The following is a 19,407-nucleotide window of genomic DNA, read 5'->3' on the forward strand; positions in this document are numbered from 1 at the left end:
TGGCAAAAGCGGGCATCCCGCTCCAACAATATCAGTCGCTTACGCGCTTAGCTGTTGAAGTTGGGAGATCTGGGGCTACCGGGAAACCGATGCCATGGGCGGCCATGACCCCTATTCCAGCAGCAAGGGCTGCACCGAACTGGTCACCGCCTCCTACCGCAATTCCTATTTCCCGCCGGACCGACTGGCAGAGCATGGCGTGGCGCTCTCCTCGGGGCGGGCCGGCAATGTGATCGGCGGCGGCGACTGGAGCCCGGACCGGATCGTGCCGGATGCCATGCGAGCCTTTGCCAGTGGTAACCCTCTGCACCTGCGCCACCCCGGCGCCCTGCGCCCCTGGCAGCATGTGCTGGATCCGCTGGCGGGCTATCTGCGCCTTGCCGAAATGGGGATCTCCGACCCCGGGCGCTGCGCTCAGGGCTGGAATTTCGGCCCGGCCGATCACATGACGCTTTCTGTCGAGGCGATGATTTCCGGTTTCGCCGAAACCCTTGGGCCGGAATTCCAGTGGAGCAGCCAGCCGGACAACAGCCTGCATGAGGCGAACCTTCTCAAACTGGATTGCAGCGCCGCGCGGCAGCTCTTGGGCTGGCAGCCGATGCTTGACGCCGGTGACATGACAGCCTGGACCGCGGATTGGTACCAAGGCCAGACGCCAGAGCAGCGCAACGCAACCACCGCGCGGCAGATCAGCGAATACCGCCGCCGCCTGGCCGCGGCCTGAGGCGCAGGGACTTGCCCTGAGAGGCTCCGACCGATCCTGCTGCCCTCCGTGTCGGCACGATACACGGGGCCATCCGCCGCAACCCTGCTTCGGCCTTCACATGAACGGCATGACGTTCCGGCACCCTATGCCCGGAACGTTACGGTCCTTGATTAAAATCAAGAACGCCCCCTGCGAACCATGCCACCCTCAATGTGGTTCGCGATTAGAAGGGGCTGGATCGCGCGTGGGGGTGATGCGCGCGAGGCGGACCATTCAGGAAAACAGCAACGGGGGCACCGGGAGCATGGTATCTTTGCACGCAGCCAGAACCGCAGCGGCGCTGTCTCTGCTTGTTCTTGCGACCGCCGCTCCGGCCGGTCCCCCCGCACCCGGAGGTGGCTGTCGCCTGCTCCAGACCCAGGCTGCGGTGATCTGCAAGGCCAAGGTCTCCTGCCGCAGCTCTGCCCCGGCGGTCGCGGCCATCCGTCCCTTGTTCTTCCACTGCGCCGCAGGCCAGCCCCTGCCCCGCCCCGTTGCCGAGGCCGCCATCGGCGCCTTCAAATCTCCGCGTTATTTCCGCTGCTGCATCGGCAACGATCTTCTTTCCATCCTGCCGACTGCTTCCACATCCGACTGAAAGGACCCCTGCGATGGCTTTTAACGATTACCGATCCCTTCTGGTGAGTGACACCGAAGCCTGGCACGATGGCAGCGGCGTCATCACCTATTCCTTTATCGGCACCGAAATGCCGCGCTACTATCGCAAGCTGGATACCGATGGCGACGGCACCAAGGACGCCTGGAACATCAGCGGGGAGATCGTGCCCTTCACCAATGATGTGTCGATGACGGTGGAACAGCGGGCGATGACCTCGGCCGCGATCAGCGCCTGGAACGAGGTGGCCAACGTCAACCTGCAGCCCGGCACCATCGCCCGCGGCGGCACCGACAGCACATTCGGCACCCCGGTCACCGGCAATGGCACCCTGGTCGCGGCAGGCGGCAGCGCCCTGCCCGTCAATGACGACGGCTCCTCCCTGGTGGACATGTCGGCGGTCTTCGAGGAGGGGCTGAATTTCTTTGGCGAAGAATATGATGCCAGCCAGATCTACGTGAACACCAATGGCAATATCACCTTCGGTTCCGGCCTGTCCCAATATACCCCAAGCGGGATCTCGGCCGGCTCCACCCCGATGATCGCCGCCTTCTGGGCCGATGTGGACACCCGCGCCGGGCAACCCATCTATGTCGATGTGGATGCCGAGGCCGATGTCGTCACCATCACCTGGGAGGATGTCGGCTTCTACGATCAGCACGCCGAGCCCAGCAATTCCTTCCAGATGCAGCTTTATGACCGCGGCGAAGGCGATTTCGACATCGTTTTCCGTTATGAGGATATCAACTGGTCGGCCGGCACCGCCTCGGGCGGCGATGAAGAAACCGGTCTGGGCGGCACCCCGGCCCGGGCCGGCTATTCGGCCGGCAATAGCGCCGATTTCTTCGAACTACCGCAATCGGGCAACGAAAGCGCCATCACCAATCTGGAAAACACCACCGGCAATACCGGCGTCGAAGGGCTTTGGGTGTTTGAGGTCCGCAACGGTGCAATCGTCGGCGACATCACCTTTGCTGCCACCGAATTCGAGGATCCCGACCTGTTCGGCTATGTCGCCGATTTCCCCAATCCCGACCACTTGGGCGACCGCCCGTCCAAGGCTGGCGATCTGTGGATCAACAGCGCCAATGAAGACCAGTTCATCCCGGGCACCGGCCCGGTCTATGGCCACACCAGCTGGAACACCTACCTGCACGAACTGGGCCATGCCCTGGGCCTGCGCCACCCCAACGAAGCCCCCAATGACGACAGCACCAATGCCCAGTACACGGTGATGTCCTATGTGGAGCATCCCTCGGAATCCGGTGAAGACCTGAGCGATCAGGCCTATTCCCTGACGCCGATGGTCTGGGATATCCAGGCCATGCAGGAGCTTTACGGCGCCAATACCACCACCCGCGCCAGCGATACGGTCTATTTCGGCGATGGTGGCGGCACCCATGGCACCGCAGAATATCAATACGCCACCAATGCCGACAATGATCTGGGCATGCAGGTCAAAGGCGAGGATGGTACCTACCGCGATGTCTACCTGACCATCTGGGATGCCGGCGGGCAGGATCTGATCGATGCCTCGGATCTGTCGACCCGCAGCCTGATCGACCTGCGCCCCGGCGCCTATTCCACCATCGGCGAGGAGACCGACAATATCGCCGTCGCCGCTGCGGTGCGCCAGGATGGCGCGGTGATCAATTTCATCGAGGATGCCTGGGGCGGCAGCGCCAAGGACCGGATCATCGGCAACAATGCCGACAATGAGCTGCGCGGCGGCGGCGCCCGCGACGTGATCCGCGGTGGCCGCGGCAGCGACGATATCGCGGGCGAAGGTGGCAACGACCGGCTGTTCGGCAATGGCGGCGGCGACCTGATGCAGGGCGGGCGCGGCAAGGACAAGATGAACGGCGGCGGCGGCGGCGATGATCTGTTCGGCGACGCGGGCCGGGATACGCTGAAAGGTCGTAATGGCAGCGATCTCCTGGACGGCGGCGACGGCAATGACCTGCTGATCGGCGGTGGCGGCGGCGATACCTTCGTCTTCAGCGACGGCGATGACCGGGTGCGCGATTTCGACACCAGCCGCAGCGGCGAGGTGATCGATCTCTCCGGTGTTGCTGCCTTCACCGACTTCAGCGATGTGATGACCAACCACGCCAGCGACGAAGCCGAAGGGGTGATGATCCGCGATTTGACCGGAAATTCGATGCTGCTCGAAGGTCTCACTATGAGCGAGCTCAGCGCAGGTGATTTCCTGTTCTGATTGTATTTTATTTCAGGCGCATCAGGGCCCGGGTTTTTTTACGATCCCGGGCCTGTTTTCTGTTCTTCTGAGTCTGAAAATCGTTAAAATCCACCGGTACGTTTGCTGCCGGTAGTCTGGGGCAGCGGCCTGTGTGACCAGTAGTAAGGACCCTCCTCCATGACCACATACAGCATGACCGGCTTTGCCGTGCTGCGCAGCAGTATCCTGGGTGAAGAAGACGTGATCCGCGGCGTTGAAACAGGAATTGACCTGTCCCTCTATGTGCCCGACAGCACCACGACGCTGCGCTATACCAATACCGCCAATTCCGAAGACCCGAACCAGCCGCTGGCGGATATCCGGGCCGATGGCGGCATCGGGTACATCGAGGGCAGCGTGCTGGACGAGGACGAGGCCTCGGTGCTGCAGGCCCGCTGGAGCGATGGCGGCACCATCCGCACCACCACGGTACTGGTGATGACCTTTTTCGAAGCCGAGGTCGATGGCTACAGCGATGTGGACGCCGATGCGATCTTCGTGCTGGGGGGCGATCCCCTGCCCAGCATCACCACCCGCGCCCAGTGGAATGCCTTTGAAAGCAGCCTCCAGTCAATCGGCCCGGCCACCGGCACCTTTGCCCCGAACCAGAACATCCCGCTGACCAGCTTCTTTGACTCTTCGACCGAAAATGACCTGATCATCGGCGGCGATGGCGATGATGTCCTGATCGGTGGCCCCGGCAACGACACCATCAACCCGCTCGACAACACCTGGGATGATTATATCGAGCCCGGGAGCGGTCGGGATCGGGTGATACTGTCGGACATTGAGTTCGGATATGCCGGCATCGGTCATCTCGACCTCGACGAAAGGATCATTGCCACAATCGACGGCAATGCCAATACCGGGCTGATCGACAAGGGCGACAATGGTCGCACCCGGATCGTGGATGTTGCCAACCCGATGCTTGCGGATGGGTTCGGGCTTTATGGAACCGCCTTCAACGATGTCTTCCGTGTCACAGTCGCGGATGAAGGATGGACTCAGCTGCGCGGTGGCGCTGGCAATGACCGTTTCGCCATCGGCGAAAGCACTGGCGCATTGCGGCTGGACTACCGCAATGCCGAAAGCGGCGTGGTGGCCAACCTCGGCCGCGGCCGTATCAATGACGATGGGATGGGCGGTGCCGACCGGATCGTCGGGCAAGGGCATGTCACCGAAATCCGCACCGGCATGTATGATGACAAGGTGACCGGATCGGGCCAGGACGAAACCTTCATCCTGATGGCCGGCGATGACACGGTGAACGGCAAGGGCGGCGATGACCGGCTGCGCTATGACCGCTCGGGCGTCGATGCCGTCGAGGTGAACCTTGGCCGGGGTGAGGCCACCGGCACCTGGCGTGACGAGGCCTTCAGCCACAGCATCCGCGGCATCGAACACGTGCGCGGCTCCCTTGAGGGCGATGACACCCTGCTGGGCAACCGTGGCAGCAACCGCTTTGACGGCCGCGGCGGCAATGACACCATCAAGGGCAAGGGCGGCAATGACATCCTCAATGGCGAGGGCGGCCGCGACAAGCTGCTGGGCGGCGGCGGTCGCGACACCCTGGATGGCGGCGCCGGCAACGACCTGCTGATCGGCCAGAAGGGCGGCGATACCTTCGTCTTCTCCGAAGGCCGCGACAAGGTCAAAGGCTTTGGCGGCGCAGACGAGATCGATCTCAGCAGCGCCGACGGCATCAGGGGCTTCACCGATCTGCGCAACAACCACCTGAGCGAAGCGCGCGGCAATGTGGTGATCACCGACGATAACGGCGACAGCATGATCCTGGTGAACCGCGATATCAGCGATCTGAGCGCGGACGACTTCCTGTTCTGATCGCAGACGGCCTTCCCCGGCCCCGGTTTCAGGCGCCGGGGGAGGTTCCCCTTCTCAACCTTCTCCCCCTTTTCAGCCCCCTGCCCGAGCGTTTTACGCCCCCGCCATTTCCCCAGGATCAGCGGCCCGGCCTTAACCTGCTCGCAGGCAAAGCGGCTTAAAGAGATTTACCAGATCCATCCCGGATCCCCGCCATATTTGAAAGACAGGATCGCCCATGGCCCGCAGGAACAGCTATCAGTCCATCCTCGGTGACAGCTGGCATGACGGCAGCGGCAGCGTGCGCTATTCCTTCCTCGACGCGGACATGCCGGGCTATAACCGGGCTGTCGACACCGATGGAGACGGCATAAAGGACGCCTGGCGGGTCGGCGGCGGCCGGGTCTCTTTCGACAACGATTTTTCCATGACCGCAAGCGAACAGGCGATGGCCCTGCAGGCAGTCGCCGCCTGGAACGAGGTCTCGGGCGTCAACCTGCAGCCTGGTGTGATCCCGGGCGAAGGGGTCGGGGACGTCACCTTTGCCAGCACCGAATTCCGCGACCGCTACCTCTTCGGCTTTGTCTCGGATTTTCCCGATGCGGAGGATCTGGGCAGCACCCCATCGCGCGCAGGCGATGTCTGGATCAACCGCAACAACCGCGATCAGTTCCTCGCGGGCGCCGGTGACGAGGGCGGGCCGGTCTATGGTCACACCAGCTGGAACACCTACCTGCACGAGCTCGGCCATGCCCTGGGCCTCCATCATCCGAACGAAAACCCCAACAATCCAAGGACCAGCAACCAATATACGGTGATGTCCTATGCCGCCCATCCGGAGGAACGCGGTGACGGTGCGCAGAAACAGGCCTTTCCGCTGACGCCGATGCTCTGGGACATCGGGGCCATGCAAGAGCTTTACGGCACCAATACCAGCACCCGCAGCGGCGATACCGTCTATTTCGGCGATGGCGGCGGCAATCGCGGCGCGCTGGAATATCAATACGCAACCAATGCCGACAACACGCGCGGCATGCAGGTACAGGGTGAGGATGGCCGCTACCGCGATGTGATCCTGACCATCTGGGATGCCGGCGGGCAGGATCTGATCGATGCCTCAGGCCTGAGCACCAACAGCCGCATCAACCTGCGCCCCGGGACCTATTCCTCGATCGGCGAGATCGACAACAATATCGCCGTGGCCTCTGCCGTCCGTCAGGACGGCGCGGTGATCAACTTCATCGAAGACGCCTGGGGCGGCTCCGGGCACGACCGCCTGCGCGGCAATGGCGCGGATAACAGCTTGCTGGGTCAGGGCGGACGTGACCGGCTTTTGGGCCGCAGCGGCAACGATCAGCTCGACGGCGGCACCGGGCGCGACCGTCTGCTGGGCGGTGCAGGCGATGATCTGCTCGACGGCGGCACGGGACGTGATGTCCTGACCGGTGGCAGGGGCACCGATGTCTTTGTCTTTTCCGCCGGAGTGGACCGGGTCCGGGATTTCACCGCCGACGAGGACAGGATTGATCTGACCACAGCCACCGGCATCACGGATTTCCAGGACCTCAGCGACAATCACATGCGCGCCCGCAACGGCCATGTGGTGATCGAGGATGACACCGGCGACATCCTGATCCTGCGGCACCAGGAGATCGGCGTGCTCAGCGCAGAAGACTTCCTGTTCTGATCCCCTCAGAACAGGAAATCATCGGCATCGATCTGCCCCGGGCGCAGATCCTCCAGCAGCAGATGCCCCGCCCCGGTATCGATTAATGTGCCCGCCGGGCGGCGGCTGAGCTCCAGATCGTCAAAGCCAAAACCCCGGCCCGGGAGGTCTGAAAAATCGATGAGATCCTCACCCGGGGTGAAATCCCGGATCCGGTCTCTCCCGTGGTTGCGGGCAAAAACGAAGACATCCGCCCCGGCGCCGCCTTCCAGCCGGTCGCGGCCCTTGCCACCGTCGAGCTGATCATCGCCTGCACCGCCCAACAGCCGGTCACGCCCACCGCCACCCATCAGACGGTCGTCTTCGCCTCCGCCATCCAGCAAATCCTTGCCACCACCGCCGGACAAGCGGTCCCCCGCCGCGCCGCCAAAGAGCCGGTCATTGCCACCCTGACCAAACAGCCTGTCGGTGCCATCCTCGCCCCAGAGCCGGTCGCGCCCGCCGCCGCCCTTCAGCACATCCGCGCCATCGCCACCGTGCAGGCGGTCGGTGCCGCCGCCCGCTTTCAGCAGATCATCCTCCTGCCCTCCGAACAGGCGATCATTGCCCTTCTGCCCCTTCAGAACATCGGCGCCGAGACCGCCATAAAGCATATCGTTGCCCGCCCCGCCCAGCAGCCGGTCAGCGCCCCGATCTCCTTCCAGATGGTCGGCGCCGCCATGGCCACGCAACACATCGGCGCCATCACCGCCCATCAGCCGGTCATTGCCGCCCCGCCCCAGCAGCAGATCATCACCGCCCAGACCCTGCACCGTATCCTCGCCGCTGCCGCCGCCCAGCTTATCCTTGCCGCCGCCGCCGTATTGAATGCCATCCGCCAGCGTCACCCCCAGAGCCACCCGGTCGGGCTGGCTGAAAAGCCCGCCCGGCCACAGATCGGCAAGGTCCAGCGCGCCGCCCTCGGCGCTTTGCACCACCACCACCGTATCGCCGAATTTCAGGCGGATCCCGTCGCGCAGCTCTGTCACCTGCAGCTGCGCCATGCTGCGCAGCCCCGCCAGCAGGGAGAGATCCAGCATATCCTCACCCGGGGTGAAATCCTCGATCTGCACCCAGCCGGATACCGCCTCAGGCAGGAAGACATCGGCGCCATCGCCGCCCCGCAGGGTGCTGCCCGTCGCTTGCGCCCGCAGCACATCATCGCCCGCACCTCCTGCCACCGCGGCCTGCCCTGCCCCGGCGGTGATCACCTGCCCCAGATCCGCCAGGTCGAGGGTAAAGCGGCTGATACCGCCCGCCGCCCCCGAAGCCGCAAAGATCTGCAGCGTCTCGCCCGTCACCAGGGTTTCCAGCGCCGTCACATTCTCCAGCCCCAAGCCGCTGTCGTGGGCCAGGCTGGTCAGATGCAGCAACTGCCCCGAGGGCAGCATCCGCAGCAAGCTGATGCCGTCATCGCTGCCCGCAGCCAGCACCAGAACGGTGCCATCCGCCAATGTCACCACCTCCAGCGCCGACAGCCCGCCGAACCGGGTGGTGGCGGTGTCGTTCAGCTGATCAGAGAGCGACAGCGCGCCATTGCGCGCCACCGACATCAGGCTGAGCGAGCCGCTGCCGCCCGCCCCGAGCAAGGCCCAGGTCCGGCCATGCGCCTCAAAACTCGCAACTGCGCTGACGCCGCCCACCGGCAGGCCGTCGTCGACGCCGAAACTGCCCGCTGCGGTCAGCGCGCCGGAGCCCGGATCAACCCGGTAGCTGCGCAGCCCCTGAAAGGTGCCGCCTTCGGCCAGAAACAACAGCGGTGCCCCGGCCCGCCCCCCAAGGGCCATCGCCACCGTCTCCGGCTGCAGATAAGCGGTCTCGCCCCCCTCCGTGGCAACCGCGCCCTGCATCCGGCCCCCTGCGTCCAGCCGCCAGCCCATGAGGCGCCCGCCGGCGCCGGTGATGCCGTAGATCACCGCATCGCCGCCTCCCAGCGTCAGCGCCGCCAGCGCCCCGAGCCCGCCCGCTTCGGTGCCGGGTAGATCCTGCTGCTGCTGATCGCCAAGGCTGCCTCCCGCCTGACCACCGGCCCCAAGGCGGTGAAACAACAGATCGCTTTGCCCCGTGTCCTGCAGCAGCAGCCGGGTCTCATCACCGATCTGTGCCAGCAGCACCTCTCCGGTTTCGGCCGTTACCCGCCCGTGCAAGCGGCTGTCCTCTGCCCCGGCGGGGCGCGCAGCGCCCGTGTCATTCAGCCGGAACAGGGTCATCCCGCCGCCCCGGCCATTCACCGCATAAAGCACCGATCCGCTGTCCGTTTCCTGCACCGCAAGATCGCGAAGATCCTGATCGAACAGAGGGTTTCCCGTCTCGAAATGCTGCGCAAACACAATATCCATCAGTCTGCATCTCCGACCTGACCGCACTCATCACGGCGGCGAAGATCAGCAAACCCCATGTCCGCACTGGGATCCGGAATGGGGCAAAAAGGGGAATATTGTTTACATATTGAAGACAATCATCGGGGTTGGGCAGGACTAGCCCGCGTTGCCGGAGCCGCGTCCGCCCGGTTAGCGCTGCCTTGGCGCCTCCCGGGGCAGGCTGTGTTCTGCCCTTTTCGCCTCCGGAGCCGCCCAGCACATGCCAGAACAGACCTCCCCGATCCTGTCCCTGCCCTATCTGATGCCGTCACAGGCGCAGAAACACGTGACCCATAACGAGGCGCTGCAGATGCTGGATGCGCTGGTGCAGATGCGCGTCGCCGCATTTGACGCCGAAACCCCGCCTGCCGACCCCGCGCCGGGCGATACCTGGGCGCTAGGGGCCACGCCAACCGGCGCCTGGGCTGGGCGAGCAGGCCGTCTGGCCATCTGGCAGGGTGAAGGCTGGCTGTTCCTGGCGCCGCAACCCGGCTGGCGCGCCTGGGGTCTGGCCGAGGAAGAGCTGCGCCATTGGGATGGTAGCGCCTGGCGCCAGCCGCCGCATCTGGGCCTCAACACCAGCGCCGATGCCAGCAACCGTCTGGCAGTTGCTGCCCCGGCCACGCTGCTGACCCACGACGGCACCGGGCACCAGCTGAAGATCAACAAGGCCGCTGCCTCCGACACCGGTGCGCTGCTGTTCCAGTCAGGCTGGAGCGGACGGGCCGAGATGGGCCTTCTGGGCGATGACGATTTCTCGATCAAGGTCTCAAGCGACGGCAGCAGCTGGACCGAAGCACTGCGCATCACCAGCAACGGCGATGTTCTGGCCGATGGCGCCCTTATCGGCGGCGGCGCCGATTACGCGGAATATTTCGAATGGGCCGATGGCAATCCTTCGGGCGCGGACCGGCGCGGGGTGGCAGTGGCGCTGGATGGCGGCAAGATCCGCCCGGCCGCGACAGGCGAGGATCCCATCGGCGTGGTCTCGGTCACACCTTCGGTGCTGGGCGGCGGCGATACCGGCGGCTGGCGCGGCAAATACCTGCGCGACGATCTGGGCAGCCCCCTGTGGGAGGAGGACGCGGATGGCCAGCAGAGCCGCCGTCTGAACCCCGCCTATGATCCCGCCCGCGCTTATGTACCGCGCGCCGAGCGGGCCGAATGGGCCATGGTGGGTCTCATTGGCAAGCTGCGCCTGCGCCGGGGCCAGCCCACGGATGCGCGCTGGATCAGGCTGCGGCAGGTGTCAGACAGCATTGAGGAATGGTTGCTGCGCTGAGCAGCCTCCCCCTTGGCACCTTACCCCGTGGCTCCTACCCTTTTGCACCCTGGCCGCGGGCATAGACATCCTCGTAGCGGATGATGTCATCTTCGCCGAGGTAGCTGCCGGTCTGCACTTCGATCAGCACCATCGGCACCTTGCCGGGGTTCTCCATCCGGTGAACCGAGCCAAGCGGAATATAGACCGACTGGTTCTCGGTCACGAGGCGCACCTCATCATCGACGGTGACCTTGGCGGTGCCTTCGACCACGATCCAATGTTCCGATCTGTGGTGGTGGCTTTGCAATGACAGCGCCGCGCCGGGATGCACATGGATGCGCTTCACCTGGAACCGTTCGCCCACCGCCAGGCTTTCGAACCAGCCCCAGGGGCGGTGATCCATCGGGAATTCGGTGGCCTGTTTGGCGGATTTCGCCTTCAGCGCCGCCACCGCCAGCTTCACGTCCTGCGCGCGGGAGGCATCGGCCACCAGAACCGCATCGGGCATCGCCACGGTGATCACGTCCCGAAGGCCGATCCCCACCACCTCAAGCCCTTCGTCCTCGGAGCGAATGAGGCTGTTGTCGCAATCGATCGCGGTGGCCGCCCCCGCGGTGACAACCCCCCGGTCATCCGGGGCGCTTTCGCGCCAGACCGCATCCCAGCCGCCCAGGTCCGACCAGCCGGCGGCAAAGGGCACCACGGTCAGATTGTCGGCCTTCTCCATCACCGCATAGTCGATCGAGATATCCGGGCAACCGTCCCAGGCGGCAGGATCGAGCCGGAAGAATCCGAGGTCTGGCGCCCCTTGTGCAATCGATGCCGTGACCGGCGCCAGCAGCTCCGGCGCATGGGCGCGGAAGGCGGCAAGAATAGTTTTCACCGAGAAGAGGAAAATCCCAGCATTCCACAGGAACTGCCCCGAGGCGAGCATCTCTTCGGCGCGGGCGGCATCGGGTTTTTCCACGAAGCGTTTCAGGCCGATGGCCCGGGGGGTGAAATCGCCCGGCCCCCCATCCAGTTCCAGATAGCCATAGCCGGTTTCCGCATGGGTCGGCTTGATGCCGAAGGTGACGATCTGACCGGCCTCGGCGGCTGCCTGCCCGGCCGCGACCGCGGCGCGGAAAGCGGGCGCATCGGGCACCACGTGATCCGAAGGCGCCACCAGCATCAGCCCCTCCGGGTCGCTCTGTTCCAGGTAAAGCGCCGCCGCCAGCACCGCGGGCGCGGTATTGCGCCCCGCCGGTTCGATCAGCACGGCGCCGGGGTCGATGCCGATACCTGCCAGTTGCTCGGTAACAATGAAGCGGAAATCGGCGTTGGTCAGCACCATGGGCGCCGCATACCCCGTCCCCGACAGCCGCTTGGCCGAGGCTTGAAACAGGGTTTCCTCACCGACCAATGGCACGAATTGCTTGGGGTAGCTTTTGCGGGACAGGGGCCAGAGCCGGGTACCGGAGCCACCGCACAACAAGATGGGAGTGATCGTTGAAGATGCGCTCATCGCCTGTTCCTTTATGCTGTCCTGCCTGCCGGGCGCCTGCCGCCGCGGATCAGAGCGCCGCCAGGGCCGCTACCGCCTCGGGGAGAGGGTAGTGATGATTGCCGACAAACAGCCCGTTTGCATCAATGTAATCGGCATTGGTCAGCGCCCCGTGAATGTCATAGTCGAAATATTTCATCACCTCGTTCTTGGCGAAATTGCCGGCCACGATGGGGCGGCATTCGAACCCGGCGGCCGCCAGCTGCTTCACCAGATCGGCGCGTGTCAGCCCCGCCTCTTCGCGGATCACCAGCGAGAACCCGAACCAGCTCGATTTGCCGATCTCGCGCTGGATCATGAACTTGGGATGATCCGCCAGTTTTTCCTGCACCAGCGCCCCATTGGCGCGGCGCCCTTCGATCAGGCCCGGCAGTTTCTTCAGCTGCTCCTGCCCCAACGCGCCGGACATCTCCAGCGGGCGCAGGTTGTAGCCCGGCAGCACGAAGCGGAAGCTTTCCTCAAAAGGATCGTCGGATTTCTCACCGGTGACATGGTTGAATTTCGGCAGGTTGCGGGTCCAGCCATGGGCGCGCAGGGACAGCATGACGTGGTAGAGTTCCTCGTCATCGGTGACCACCATGCCGCCTTCCATGGTGGAGATATGGTGCGAGAAGAACGACGAATAGCTGCCCATGACGCCGAAGGTGCCGGCTTCCTTGCCGCCATAGGTGGCGCCCATGGATTCGCAATTGTCCTCGATCATGACGATCTTGCGGTCCCCGATCAGCGCCTGGATGGCGTCGAAATCATTGGGGTTACCCAGCAGGTTCACCACCATGATGGCGCGGGTCTTGTCCGTAATGGCCGCCTCCAGCGCCGCAAGATCGTAATTCAGCGTCTCGCGGTCGATATCGACGAATTTCATCCTGAGGCCATATTGGCCCAGGGGGTAATAGGTGGTGGACCAGCTGACCGCCGGCACGATGATTTCATCGCCGCGTTCCAGCTTCAGATCCGGGTTCTTGGTGAAACAGAGCGCCGCGGTCATCAACAGGTTCGCCGAGGAGCCGGAGTTGACCATGACGGCAAACTTGCTGCCGAACTGGGCGGCGAACTGCTCTTCATAGGCGCGTACCTCGGGGCCCATCGAGAACATGTCCGAGGCGATCACGCGCTGCAGCGCATCCTGTTCCGCCTGATCCCAGGAGGAGGTGGCAAGAGGGTATGTGAAGGTCATGCGTGTCCGCTTTCCAGATAATAGCGATAGGTCTGCGCGATCCCGTCGCGCAAGGAGGTCGGCGCCTGCCAGCCCCAGGCGGTCTGGCGCTCGGTCGAGCAGAGCTTCTGCTTCATGCCCACGGGTTTGCTCAGATCATGGGTGAAGGAGCCCTGCCAGCCGATCACATCGGCCACGGTGGCGTAATAATCGTTGATCGAATGATCGTGGCCAAGGCCGATGTTCATCGCACCGGGGAGCGTCTCAAGGTCCTCTGCCGCCTTCCAGATGGCATCGGCCAGATCGGCGGCGAACATGAATTCGCGCCGCGCGGTGCCATCGCCCCAGATCTCGACCGCGGCCTCCCCCGTCTTCATGGCCTGATGCACCTTGTGGATGATGGCCGGCAGCAGATGCGAATGTTTCGGGTCGAACTTGTCGTAGGCGCCATAAAGGTTGCAGGGGATCAGCGTCTTGTAGAGCGCGCCGGGGTCCTCCTGACGGATGTAATCGCACAGGCGCATGGCCATGATCTTGGCCAGGGCATAGCCTTCGTTGGTGGGCTCCAGCGCGCCGGTGAGGATGCTCTCCTCGCGCAGCGGGTTTTCCCCTTCGCGCGGATACATGCAGGTGGAGGCAAGATTGATCAGCCGGGTCACACCCGCGGCCCGCGCCCCCATGATGACATTGCGCCCCATGGCGAGGTTTTCATCGAGAAAGGCCACCGGATTGGCCATATTGGCCTGAATGCCGCCGACCCGACCCGCCGCATGGATCACCAGATCGGGTTTATGCGCCTCCAGATAGGCCTCCACGGCACCCGCATCCGTCAGGTCCAGATCGCGGCTGCGCGGCGCCAGAATCTCCCAACCGGCCGCTGCCGCGTGATCCAGAACATTGCGCCCCACCATGCCGCCGCCGCCGGTGAGGAACAGACGTGGTTTAGCACTCATACCCTCAGTCCTCGCGCGCCACCGGCGTGTCATAGCCGTGCTCCATCAGCACGCGGGAGCGCTGCGCCACCTTCAGATCCTCACGGACCATTTCGGCGCACATTTCCTGCACGGTGATCTCGGGCGTCCAGCCCAGTTTCGCCTTGGCCTTGGCCGGATCGCCCAGCAGGGTTTCCACCTCGGCCGGACGGAAATAGCGCGGATCGATGCGCAGGATAACATCGCCCACCTTCAGCGCCGGGGCCTTGTCGCCTTCGATGGCTGCCACGGTGGCAACCTCATCGGTGCCCTCCCCGGTGAACTCCAGGGTGATGCCCAGCTCGGCGGCGCTCCAGGTGATGAACTGGCGCACCGAATACTGCACGCCGGTGGCAATGACGAAATCTTCCGGCGCATCCTGCTGCAGCATCATCCACTGCATGCGCACGTAGTCCTTGGCATGGCCCCAGTCGCGCAGCGCATCGATATTGCCCATGTAAAGGCAGTCTTCCAGGCCCTGCGCGATATTGGCCAGACCGCGGGTGATCTTGCGGGTGACGAAGGTCTCGCCCCGGCGCGGGCTCTCGTGATTGAACAGGATGCCGTTGCAGGCATACATGTCATAGGCTTCGCGGTAGTTCACCGTGATCCAATAGGCGTACATCTTGGCCACCGCGTAAGGGCTGCGCGGGTGGAAGGGCGTGGTCTCGGTCTGCGGCACCTCCTGCACCAGACCATAGAGTTCGGAAGTCGAGGCCTGATAAAACCGGGTCTTCTTTTCCAGCCCCAGGAACCGGATCGCCTCCAGAAGGCGCAGGGTGCCCATGGCATCCACATCGGCGGTATATTCCGGCGCCTCGAAGGAGACCGCGACATGGCTCTGCGCGCCAAGGTTATAGACCTCGTCAGGCTGCACCTCGGACAGGATCCGCGTCAGGTTGGAACTGTCGGTGAGATCGCCGTAATGCAGCTTGAAACGGGCATTGTCGGTATGGGGATCCTCAAAGATATGATCCACCCGCTGCGTGTTGAAGGAGGAGGCACGGCGTTTGATCCCATGCACCTCATAGCCCTTCTCCAACAAAAACTCCGCCAGATAAGAGCCATCCTGCCCCGTCACCCCGGTGATCAGCGCCTTTTTCATATGTCGTCCTTACCAAACCCGTGCAGGCAGAATCTGTCTGCAATATTTCCAATACCTTCCCCCGTTGGGGGATTGGCGGCATATTAGGCGATGATGACAGAGGATGCCATTGATCACATGGCTTTTTCATGCGGCCTGCCGACAGCTGTCGGCGCGGGCGCAGGGGAAAGAGCGATTGACCGCGCACGGCTTCATGTTCATAGCGGAGACGCGCCCCAATTTCAGTTTCACCAGCAATGACAAATGCCACAGGACCATAAAAACAATCCCTCCTCCGCAGGCGATATCCTCTGGCTGGGGGCGCATAAAACCGGCACCACCTATCTGCAAAGCCTGCTGCCACACGCGCGGGCCGCCCTGGCGCGGGCCGGTCTGCTGCACGTGGGGCTGGCGGCCTTTCGCAGCCTTTATACCGATCCGGTGCTGAACGGCGGCGTGGGCACACCCACGCCCCTGCCCCGGGATGACGCCAAGGCGCCGCGCTACCTGATCTTCGATGAAAACATCCCCGCCCTTGTGCATGATGTGCTGAGCCGCCACGCGCTTTACCCCGACGGGGCCGAGCGGGCGTTGCGACTGGCCCGGCGCGCCGGGATCCGTCCCAGCCGTATCGTGCTCGGCATCCGCAGTTTCGACAGCTACCTGCCCTCGCTTTATTGCGAGGTGCTGAAGTCCATGCCTTTCCTGCCCTTTGCTGATTTCAACCGCATACCGCTGACTGCCCTCTCCTGGAGCAACCTGATCGAACGGCTCGCCGCCGCCTTTCCCAAGGAGCAGATCTGCGTCTACCGGGCCGAGGATCTGAAAGGACGCGAAGCCGATCTTCTGGCCTGGGTCACCGGTCTTGCGTCGCAGGATTTCCCCGCCGCGCCCGGTCCGGTGCGTGAAGGATTTTCACAAGGTGCCATCGACGCTTTGCATGAGTTGCACCGGCAGGGTCCGGTCAGCCGCCAGGACGTGGTCCGCTGCCTTGAGGCGCATCCCCGCACCCCCGGCAGCGCCGCCTTCCGACCCTGGGAGGATGCCCGCCAGCGCGATCTCAAACTGGCCTATGCTCTGGATCTGGAAGAGATCGGCGCGCTTGAAAAGAGTACACAGGACCGGGTCACCCTGTGGCGCCCCAAAGGCGCCGCCAGCTGACCCGGGTTACCCGGCTTCATCCGCCTGTCTCGACTTCGCCATCGCCTTGAGCGCGTGAAACTCCTGCAGGGCACGCTGGCCCTCGGCCCAGCCCTGCACACCGCCCAGCGTTTGCTGCTGCCGGTCCATCTCATCCGACAGATGCGCAAGATGCCCTTCCAGATCCGCAAGGCGGCGCATCACCGCCTGCCCCTGCCAGCCGGAAATCACCGCTGCCAGATCCCCGGCCGCCAGCGCCCGCGCCACGCCCCAGGAGCGCAGCGCCACCGGATCTTGGCGCAGCGCCTGCCAGTCCGCCTCGGGCACCGCCGCCAGGATCTCCTGCGCGCGCAGCGCATAGATCCAATGGGCGCCGGGATCGAGCCGCTCGATATGCCAGGCCATGTTCTCCAGAAGCCAACGCAGAGCATCGGGGCGGTAGCGCCTGTCGGGCAGCAGGCCCAGGATGGTTTCGTAGTGATCGAAAAAGGCGGTGAGCTCGGCCCCCTGCGCCGCCATGGTCTGGCCCGCGCGCGCCACCCGGTGGGCGCAGACACTGCGGTCGAGGAACCGGATCTCCGCGGCGGCCAGACAGGCCTGCCAGTGAAAGGGATTGTCCTCGTAGAAGAAATCGCCTTCGGGAAAACGCAGGCCTGCCGCGCGCAGGAACGCCACCCGGTAGATCTTCCGCCAGGGCACACCGATCATCTGCAGGGCCAGATGGCGGCGCGCCTCGGGATCGCGGGCGCCGGGCACACGGGCCCACAGCGGCTGATCCGCCGGTGGCATATAGCGGTCCAGAGCCGCGTCATAGACCCTGTAATTGGCAATCAGCAGATCCGAGGGGCGCGCCTCATAGGCCTGCCGCGCCGCCATGAAACCACCGGCCTCCAGCAGATCATCACCATCGACAAAGAACAGCGCCTCGCCCCGGACCTCACTAAGGGCAACATTGGCCGGAATGCCGACCCCGCCTTGCGTATTGGCGCCGAGGAAGATCGGGCAAAGCTCGATACCGCGTCCCTCAAGCGGGGCCAGCCGGGCCATGATCTCTTCACAGCTGCAATCGCTGGAGCCATCATCCACCACGATCAGTTGATCGCCCGGACGCAGGCAGGGCGTCAGGCTGTCGAGGCAGGGACCGATATAATCCTCGATATTATAGGCGGTGACGACGAAGGAAAATCTCATCCCCAGCCCCTCCGGATATGATCGTTGATCCGCTGTGCCAGCGCCGGATCGCGCGCCGCGATCAGCGCCATGCTGATATCGTCGTGCTGTGCCAGCAGAAAGGCGCTGATGCGCCGGAAAAACTCCGCGTGATACTGTTCCTCCAGCGTGCCGAGGATCCAGTCGAACAGGCGGGTATAAAAGCCGGTCATCGCCAGCAGGAACTCCGGCTCCCGGCCGCTCTCGCGCAGCACCCGGTGCAGGGGCGCCAGCGCCCGGAACACCTCCAGCCGGTCGGCGCTGCGCCGATTGGTCAGCCGGTTGCCCTGCGCGGCCACGAAATGCTCGCAGCACAGCGCCCCCGAGGCCAGGATGCGGCGGGCTTTCAGAAAACCGCTCCAGTGCAGTTCGATGTCATTGTGAACCGGGATTTCGGTACAGCGGATATTCTCATCGCGCAGAAAACCGGTGCGGTAGATCTTGTTCCAGGGATAGGCGGCGATCTGGACGATCTGCACTGCCTGATCGGGCCTCACCTCCTGCGGGGTCTCCCCCAGCAGGCCGCAGCCCTGCCAGAGCCGCTGATCGGCCTCCATCGGCCCTGGGCGGCCAAGGGCGCGCTCGCGGCTGTCCACGTGGCGGAACAGGCAGAAATCGAACGGCGCCGCCTGTGTTTGCAGATCCTGCCACAGCGTCACCAGCGGCGGTGCCAGAAGATCATCGGAATCAAAAAACAGCACATGATCGGTCTGGACCGCATCCAGCCCCATGTTGCGGGCATGGCCGGCACCGCGCTGCTCTTCGCTGCGCAGATAGGTGATCCCCAGCGCCGCCTCGTCAAAGCCGAGATCGGCAGGGCGGCAGGGCGGATCGCTGGCATCGTCGCAGACCAGCACCGCATCAAACAGCGCCAGCTCCGCGACCTGTGCCAGAAGACGCGTCAGCCCTTCGGGATCGTTCCGAACCGGGATGACCAGCGAAAGTTTCATACCCCGAAGAGCGACAGATCGGTCAACGACAGCTGGCGCAGGTCGGGCGGAAAGAACAGCACCAGCTCGCGCCAAGGTGCGGTGGCGGGAATGTCGTCGCGCGCGTCCAGCTTGATCAGGTCCGCATGGGTGCTGGGCGTATCATAGGAGATCACCCGCTTGCCAAAGAACGCATCCTGAAATCCGCCCTCGGCACCGCTGCGCAGGCAGGCGCGGAAGGTAATGGTATCCTCGGCCCGGCTTTTGCACATGAAACCGATCACATCACGGCCGGTCAGGTCAAAGGCGCCCAGTTCGATGTTCAGCGACAGCCACTGTCCCGGACGGGTGGTGGTGAAGCGGATATCCGCCAACATGCCCGGACGGCTGGCGACCTGTGCCTTCGTGTCGCTTTCGGGATCCATCGACAGGAAGATGCCCGGCGCAAACCGCGCGCCCGGCGCCACCTGCTCGTCACACTCCATCGCCCGCAGGATCGCAAGAGAGTGGTTCGCCTGCGCCTCGGCGCCAAAATCAAGGTTGTGTTCCATCGTGCCTCTGCCTGTTGCTCAAAAGGTCGTTGCGCCGCCGGGTTGAAATCAAATGACGTCCGGATGTTTAGACG

General features: G+C 64.2%; 15 protein-coding genes. 7 read left to right on the top strand and 8 right to left on the bottom strand.

The genetic code is table 11. The annotated features are described in order from the left end of the window. Nucleotides 1-94: 94 nt before the first annotated feature. The 5 genes from C6W91_RS17150 to C6W91_RS17170 all read left to right on the top strand — a co-directional run bounded on the left by C6W91_RS17150 (nt 95) and on the right by C6W91_RS17170 (nt 7,108). Nucleotides 95-724, top strand: a complete 630-nt coding sequence (locus C6W91_RS17150; protein WP_370571180.1) for a hypothetical protein — start codon at nt 95-97, stop codon at nt 722-724. A gap of 286 nt (nt 725-1,010) precedes the next feature. After that, nucleotides 1,011-1,343, top strand: a complete 333-nt coding sequence (locus C6W91_RS17155) for a hypothetical protein (protein WP_370571181.1) — start codon at nt 1,011-1,013, stop codon at nt 1,341-1,343. A gap of 13 nt (nt 1,344-1,356) precedes the next feature. Continuing rightward, nucleotides 1,357-3,579 (top strand): nidogen-like domain-containing protein, encoded by a 2,223-nt coding sequence (locus C6W91_RS17160; RefSeq protein WP_370571182.1) that lies wholly within the window; start codon nt 1,357-1,359, stop codon nt 3,577-3,579. Between the two features lie 159 nt (nt 3,580-3,738). Next, on the top strand, nt 3,739-5,442 hold the full coding sequence (locus tag C6W91_RS17165; RefSeq protein WP_370571183.1) for a calcium-binding protein: 1,704 nt from the start codon (nt 3,739-3,741) through the stop codon (nt 5,440-5,442). A gap of 217 nt (nt 5,443-5,659) precedes the next feature. Next, complete coding sequence (locus C6W91_RS17170; protein WP_370571184.1) at nt 5,660-7,108, top strand: M10 family metallopeptidase C-terminal domain-containing protein; 1,449 nt, start codon at nt 5,660-5,662, stop codon at nt 7,106-7,108. 5 nt (nt 7,109-7,113) lie between these two features. On the opposite strand, the gene C6W91_RS17175 is transcribed toward C6W91_RS17170, so the two are convergent. Then, nucleotides 7,114-9,465, bottom strand: coding sequence for a calcium-binding protein (locus C6W91_RS17175; protein WP_370571185.1), 2,352 nt, complete (start codon nt 9,463-9,465; stop codon nt 7,114-7,116). 241 nt (nt 9,466-9,706) lie between these two features. On the opposite strand from C6W91_RS17175, the gene C6W91_RS17180 reads away from it, so the two are divergent. Then, nucleotides 9,707-10,768, top strand: a complete 1,062-nt coding sequence (locus C6W91_RS17180) for a peptidase G2 autoproteolytic cleavage domain-containing protein (protein ID WP_370571186.1) — start codon at nt 9,707-9,709, stop codon at nt 10,766-10,768. A 34-nt stretch (nt 10,769-10,802) separates the two neighbouring features. On the opposite strand, the gene C6W91_RS17185 is transcribed toward C6W91_RS17180, so the two are convergent. From C6W91_RS17185 to gmd, 4 genes are read right to left on the bottom strand one after another with little or no spacing between them, the layout of a single operon-like run. Then, a complete protein-coding gene (locus C6W91_RS17185) occupies nt 10,803-12,254 on the bottom strand; it encodes a mannose-1-phosphate guanylyltransferase/mannose-6-phosphate isomerase (protein WP_370571187.1) in 1,452 nt (483 codons plus the stop codon). Between the two features lie 49 nt (nt 12,255-12,303). Further along, nucleotides 12,304-13,470, bottom strand: a complete 1,167-nt coding sequence (locus C6W91_RS17190; protein ID WP_116560391.1) for a DegT/DnrJ/EryC1/StrS aminotransferase family protein — start codon at nt 13,468-13,470, stop codon at nt 12,304-12,306. Further along, nucleotides 13,467-14,402: a GDP-L-fucose synthase family protein gene (locus tag C6W91_RS17195; protein WP_370571188.1), complete on the bottom strand. Its 936-nt coding sequence runs from the start codon at nt 14,400-14,402 to the stop codon at nt 13,467-13,469. Before C6W91_RS17195 ends, C6W91_RS17190 begins: the two co-directional genes overlap by 4 nt. A gap of 4 nt (nt 14,403-14,406) precedes the next feature. Continuing rightward, nucleotides 14,407-15,525, bottom strand: coding sequence for a GDP-mannose 4,6-dehydratase (gmd, locus tag C6W91_RS17200; protein WP_370571189.1), 1,119 nt, complete (start codon nt 15,523-15,525; stop codon nt 14,407-14,409). A gap of 243 nt (nt 15,526-15,768) precedes the next feature. Between gmd and C6W91_RS17205 the strand changes: the two genes are divergently transcribed. Beyond that, nucleotides 15,769-16,665, top strand: coding sequence for a hypothetical protein (locus tag C6W91_RS17205; RefSeq protein ID WP_370571190.1), 897 nt, complete (start codon nt 15,769-15,771; stop codon nt 16,663-16,665). Between the two features lie 6 nt (nt 16,666-16,671). Here the strand turns inward: C6W91_RS17205 and C6W91_RS17210 are convergent, their stop codons facing one another. The 3 genes from C6W91_RS17210 to C6W91_RS17220 are packed head-to-tail and all read right to left on the bottom strand — an operon-like array spanning nt 16,672 to nt 19,333. Then, the gene (locus C6W91_RS17210; RefSeq protein WP_370571191.1) at nt 16,672-17,835 is read right to left on the bottom strand and encodes a glycosyltransferase family 2 protein; all 1,164 of its coding nucleotides are present in this window, start codon (nt 17,833-17,835) and stop codon (nt 16,672-16,674) included. Beyond that, nucleotides 17,832-18,803, bottom strand: a complete 972-nt coding sequence (locus C6W91_RS17215; RefSeq protein WP_370571192.1) for a glycosyltransferase family 2 protein — start codon at nt 18,801-18,803, stop codon at nt 17,832-17,834. Before C6W91_RS17215 ends, C6W91_RS17210 begins: the two co-directional genes overlap by 4 nt. After that, nucleotides 18,800-19,333 (bottom strand): hypothetical protein, encoded by a 534-nt coding sequence (locus C6W91_RS17220; protein WP_370571193.1) that lies wholly within the window; start codon nt 19,331-19,333, stop codon nt 18,800-18,802. The genes C6W91_RS17215 and C6W91_RS17220 overlap by 4 nt, the downstream gene beginning before the upstream one ends. Nucleotides 19,334-19,407: the final 74 nt, after the last annotated feature.

The organism is Phaeobacter sp. SYSU ZJ3003 (genome assembly GCF_041300735.1).
In the GTDB taxonomy this organism is placed as follows: Bacteria; Pseudomonadota; Alphaproteobacteria; order Rhodobacterales; family Rhodobacteraceae; genus Phycobacter; species Phycobacter gallaeciensis_A.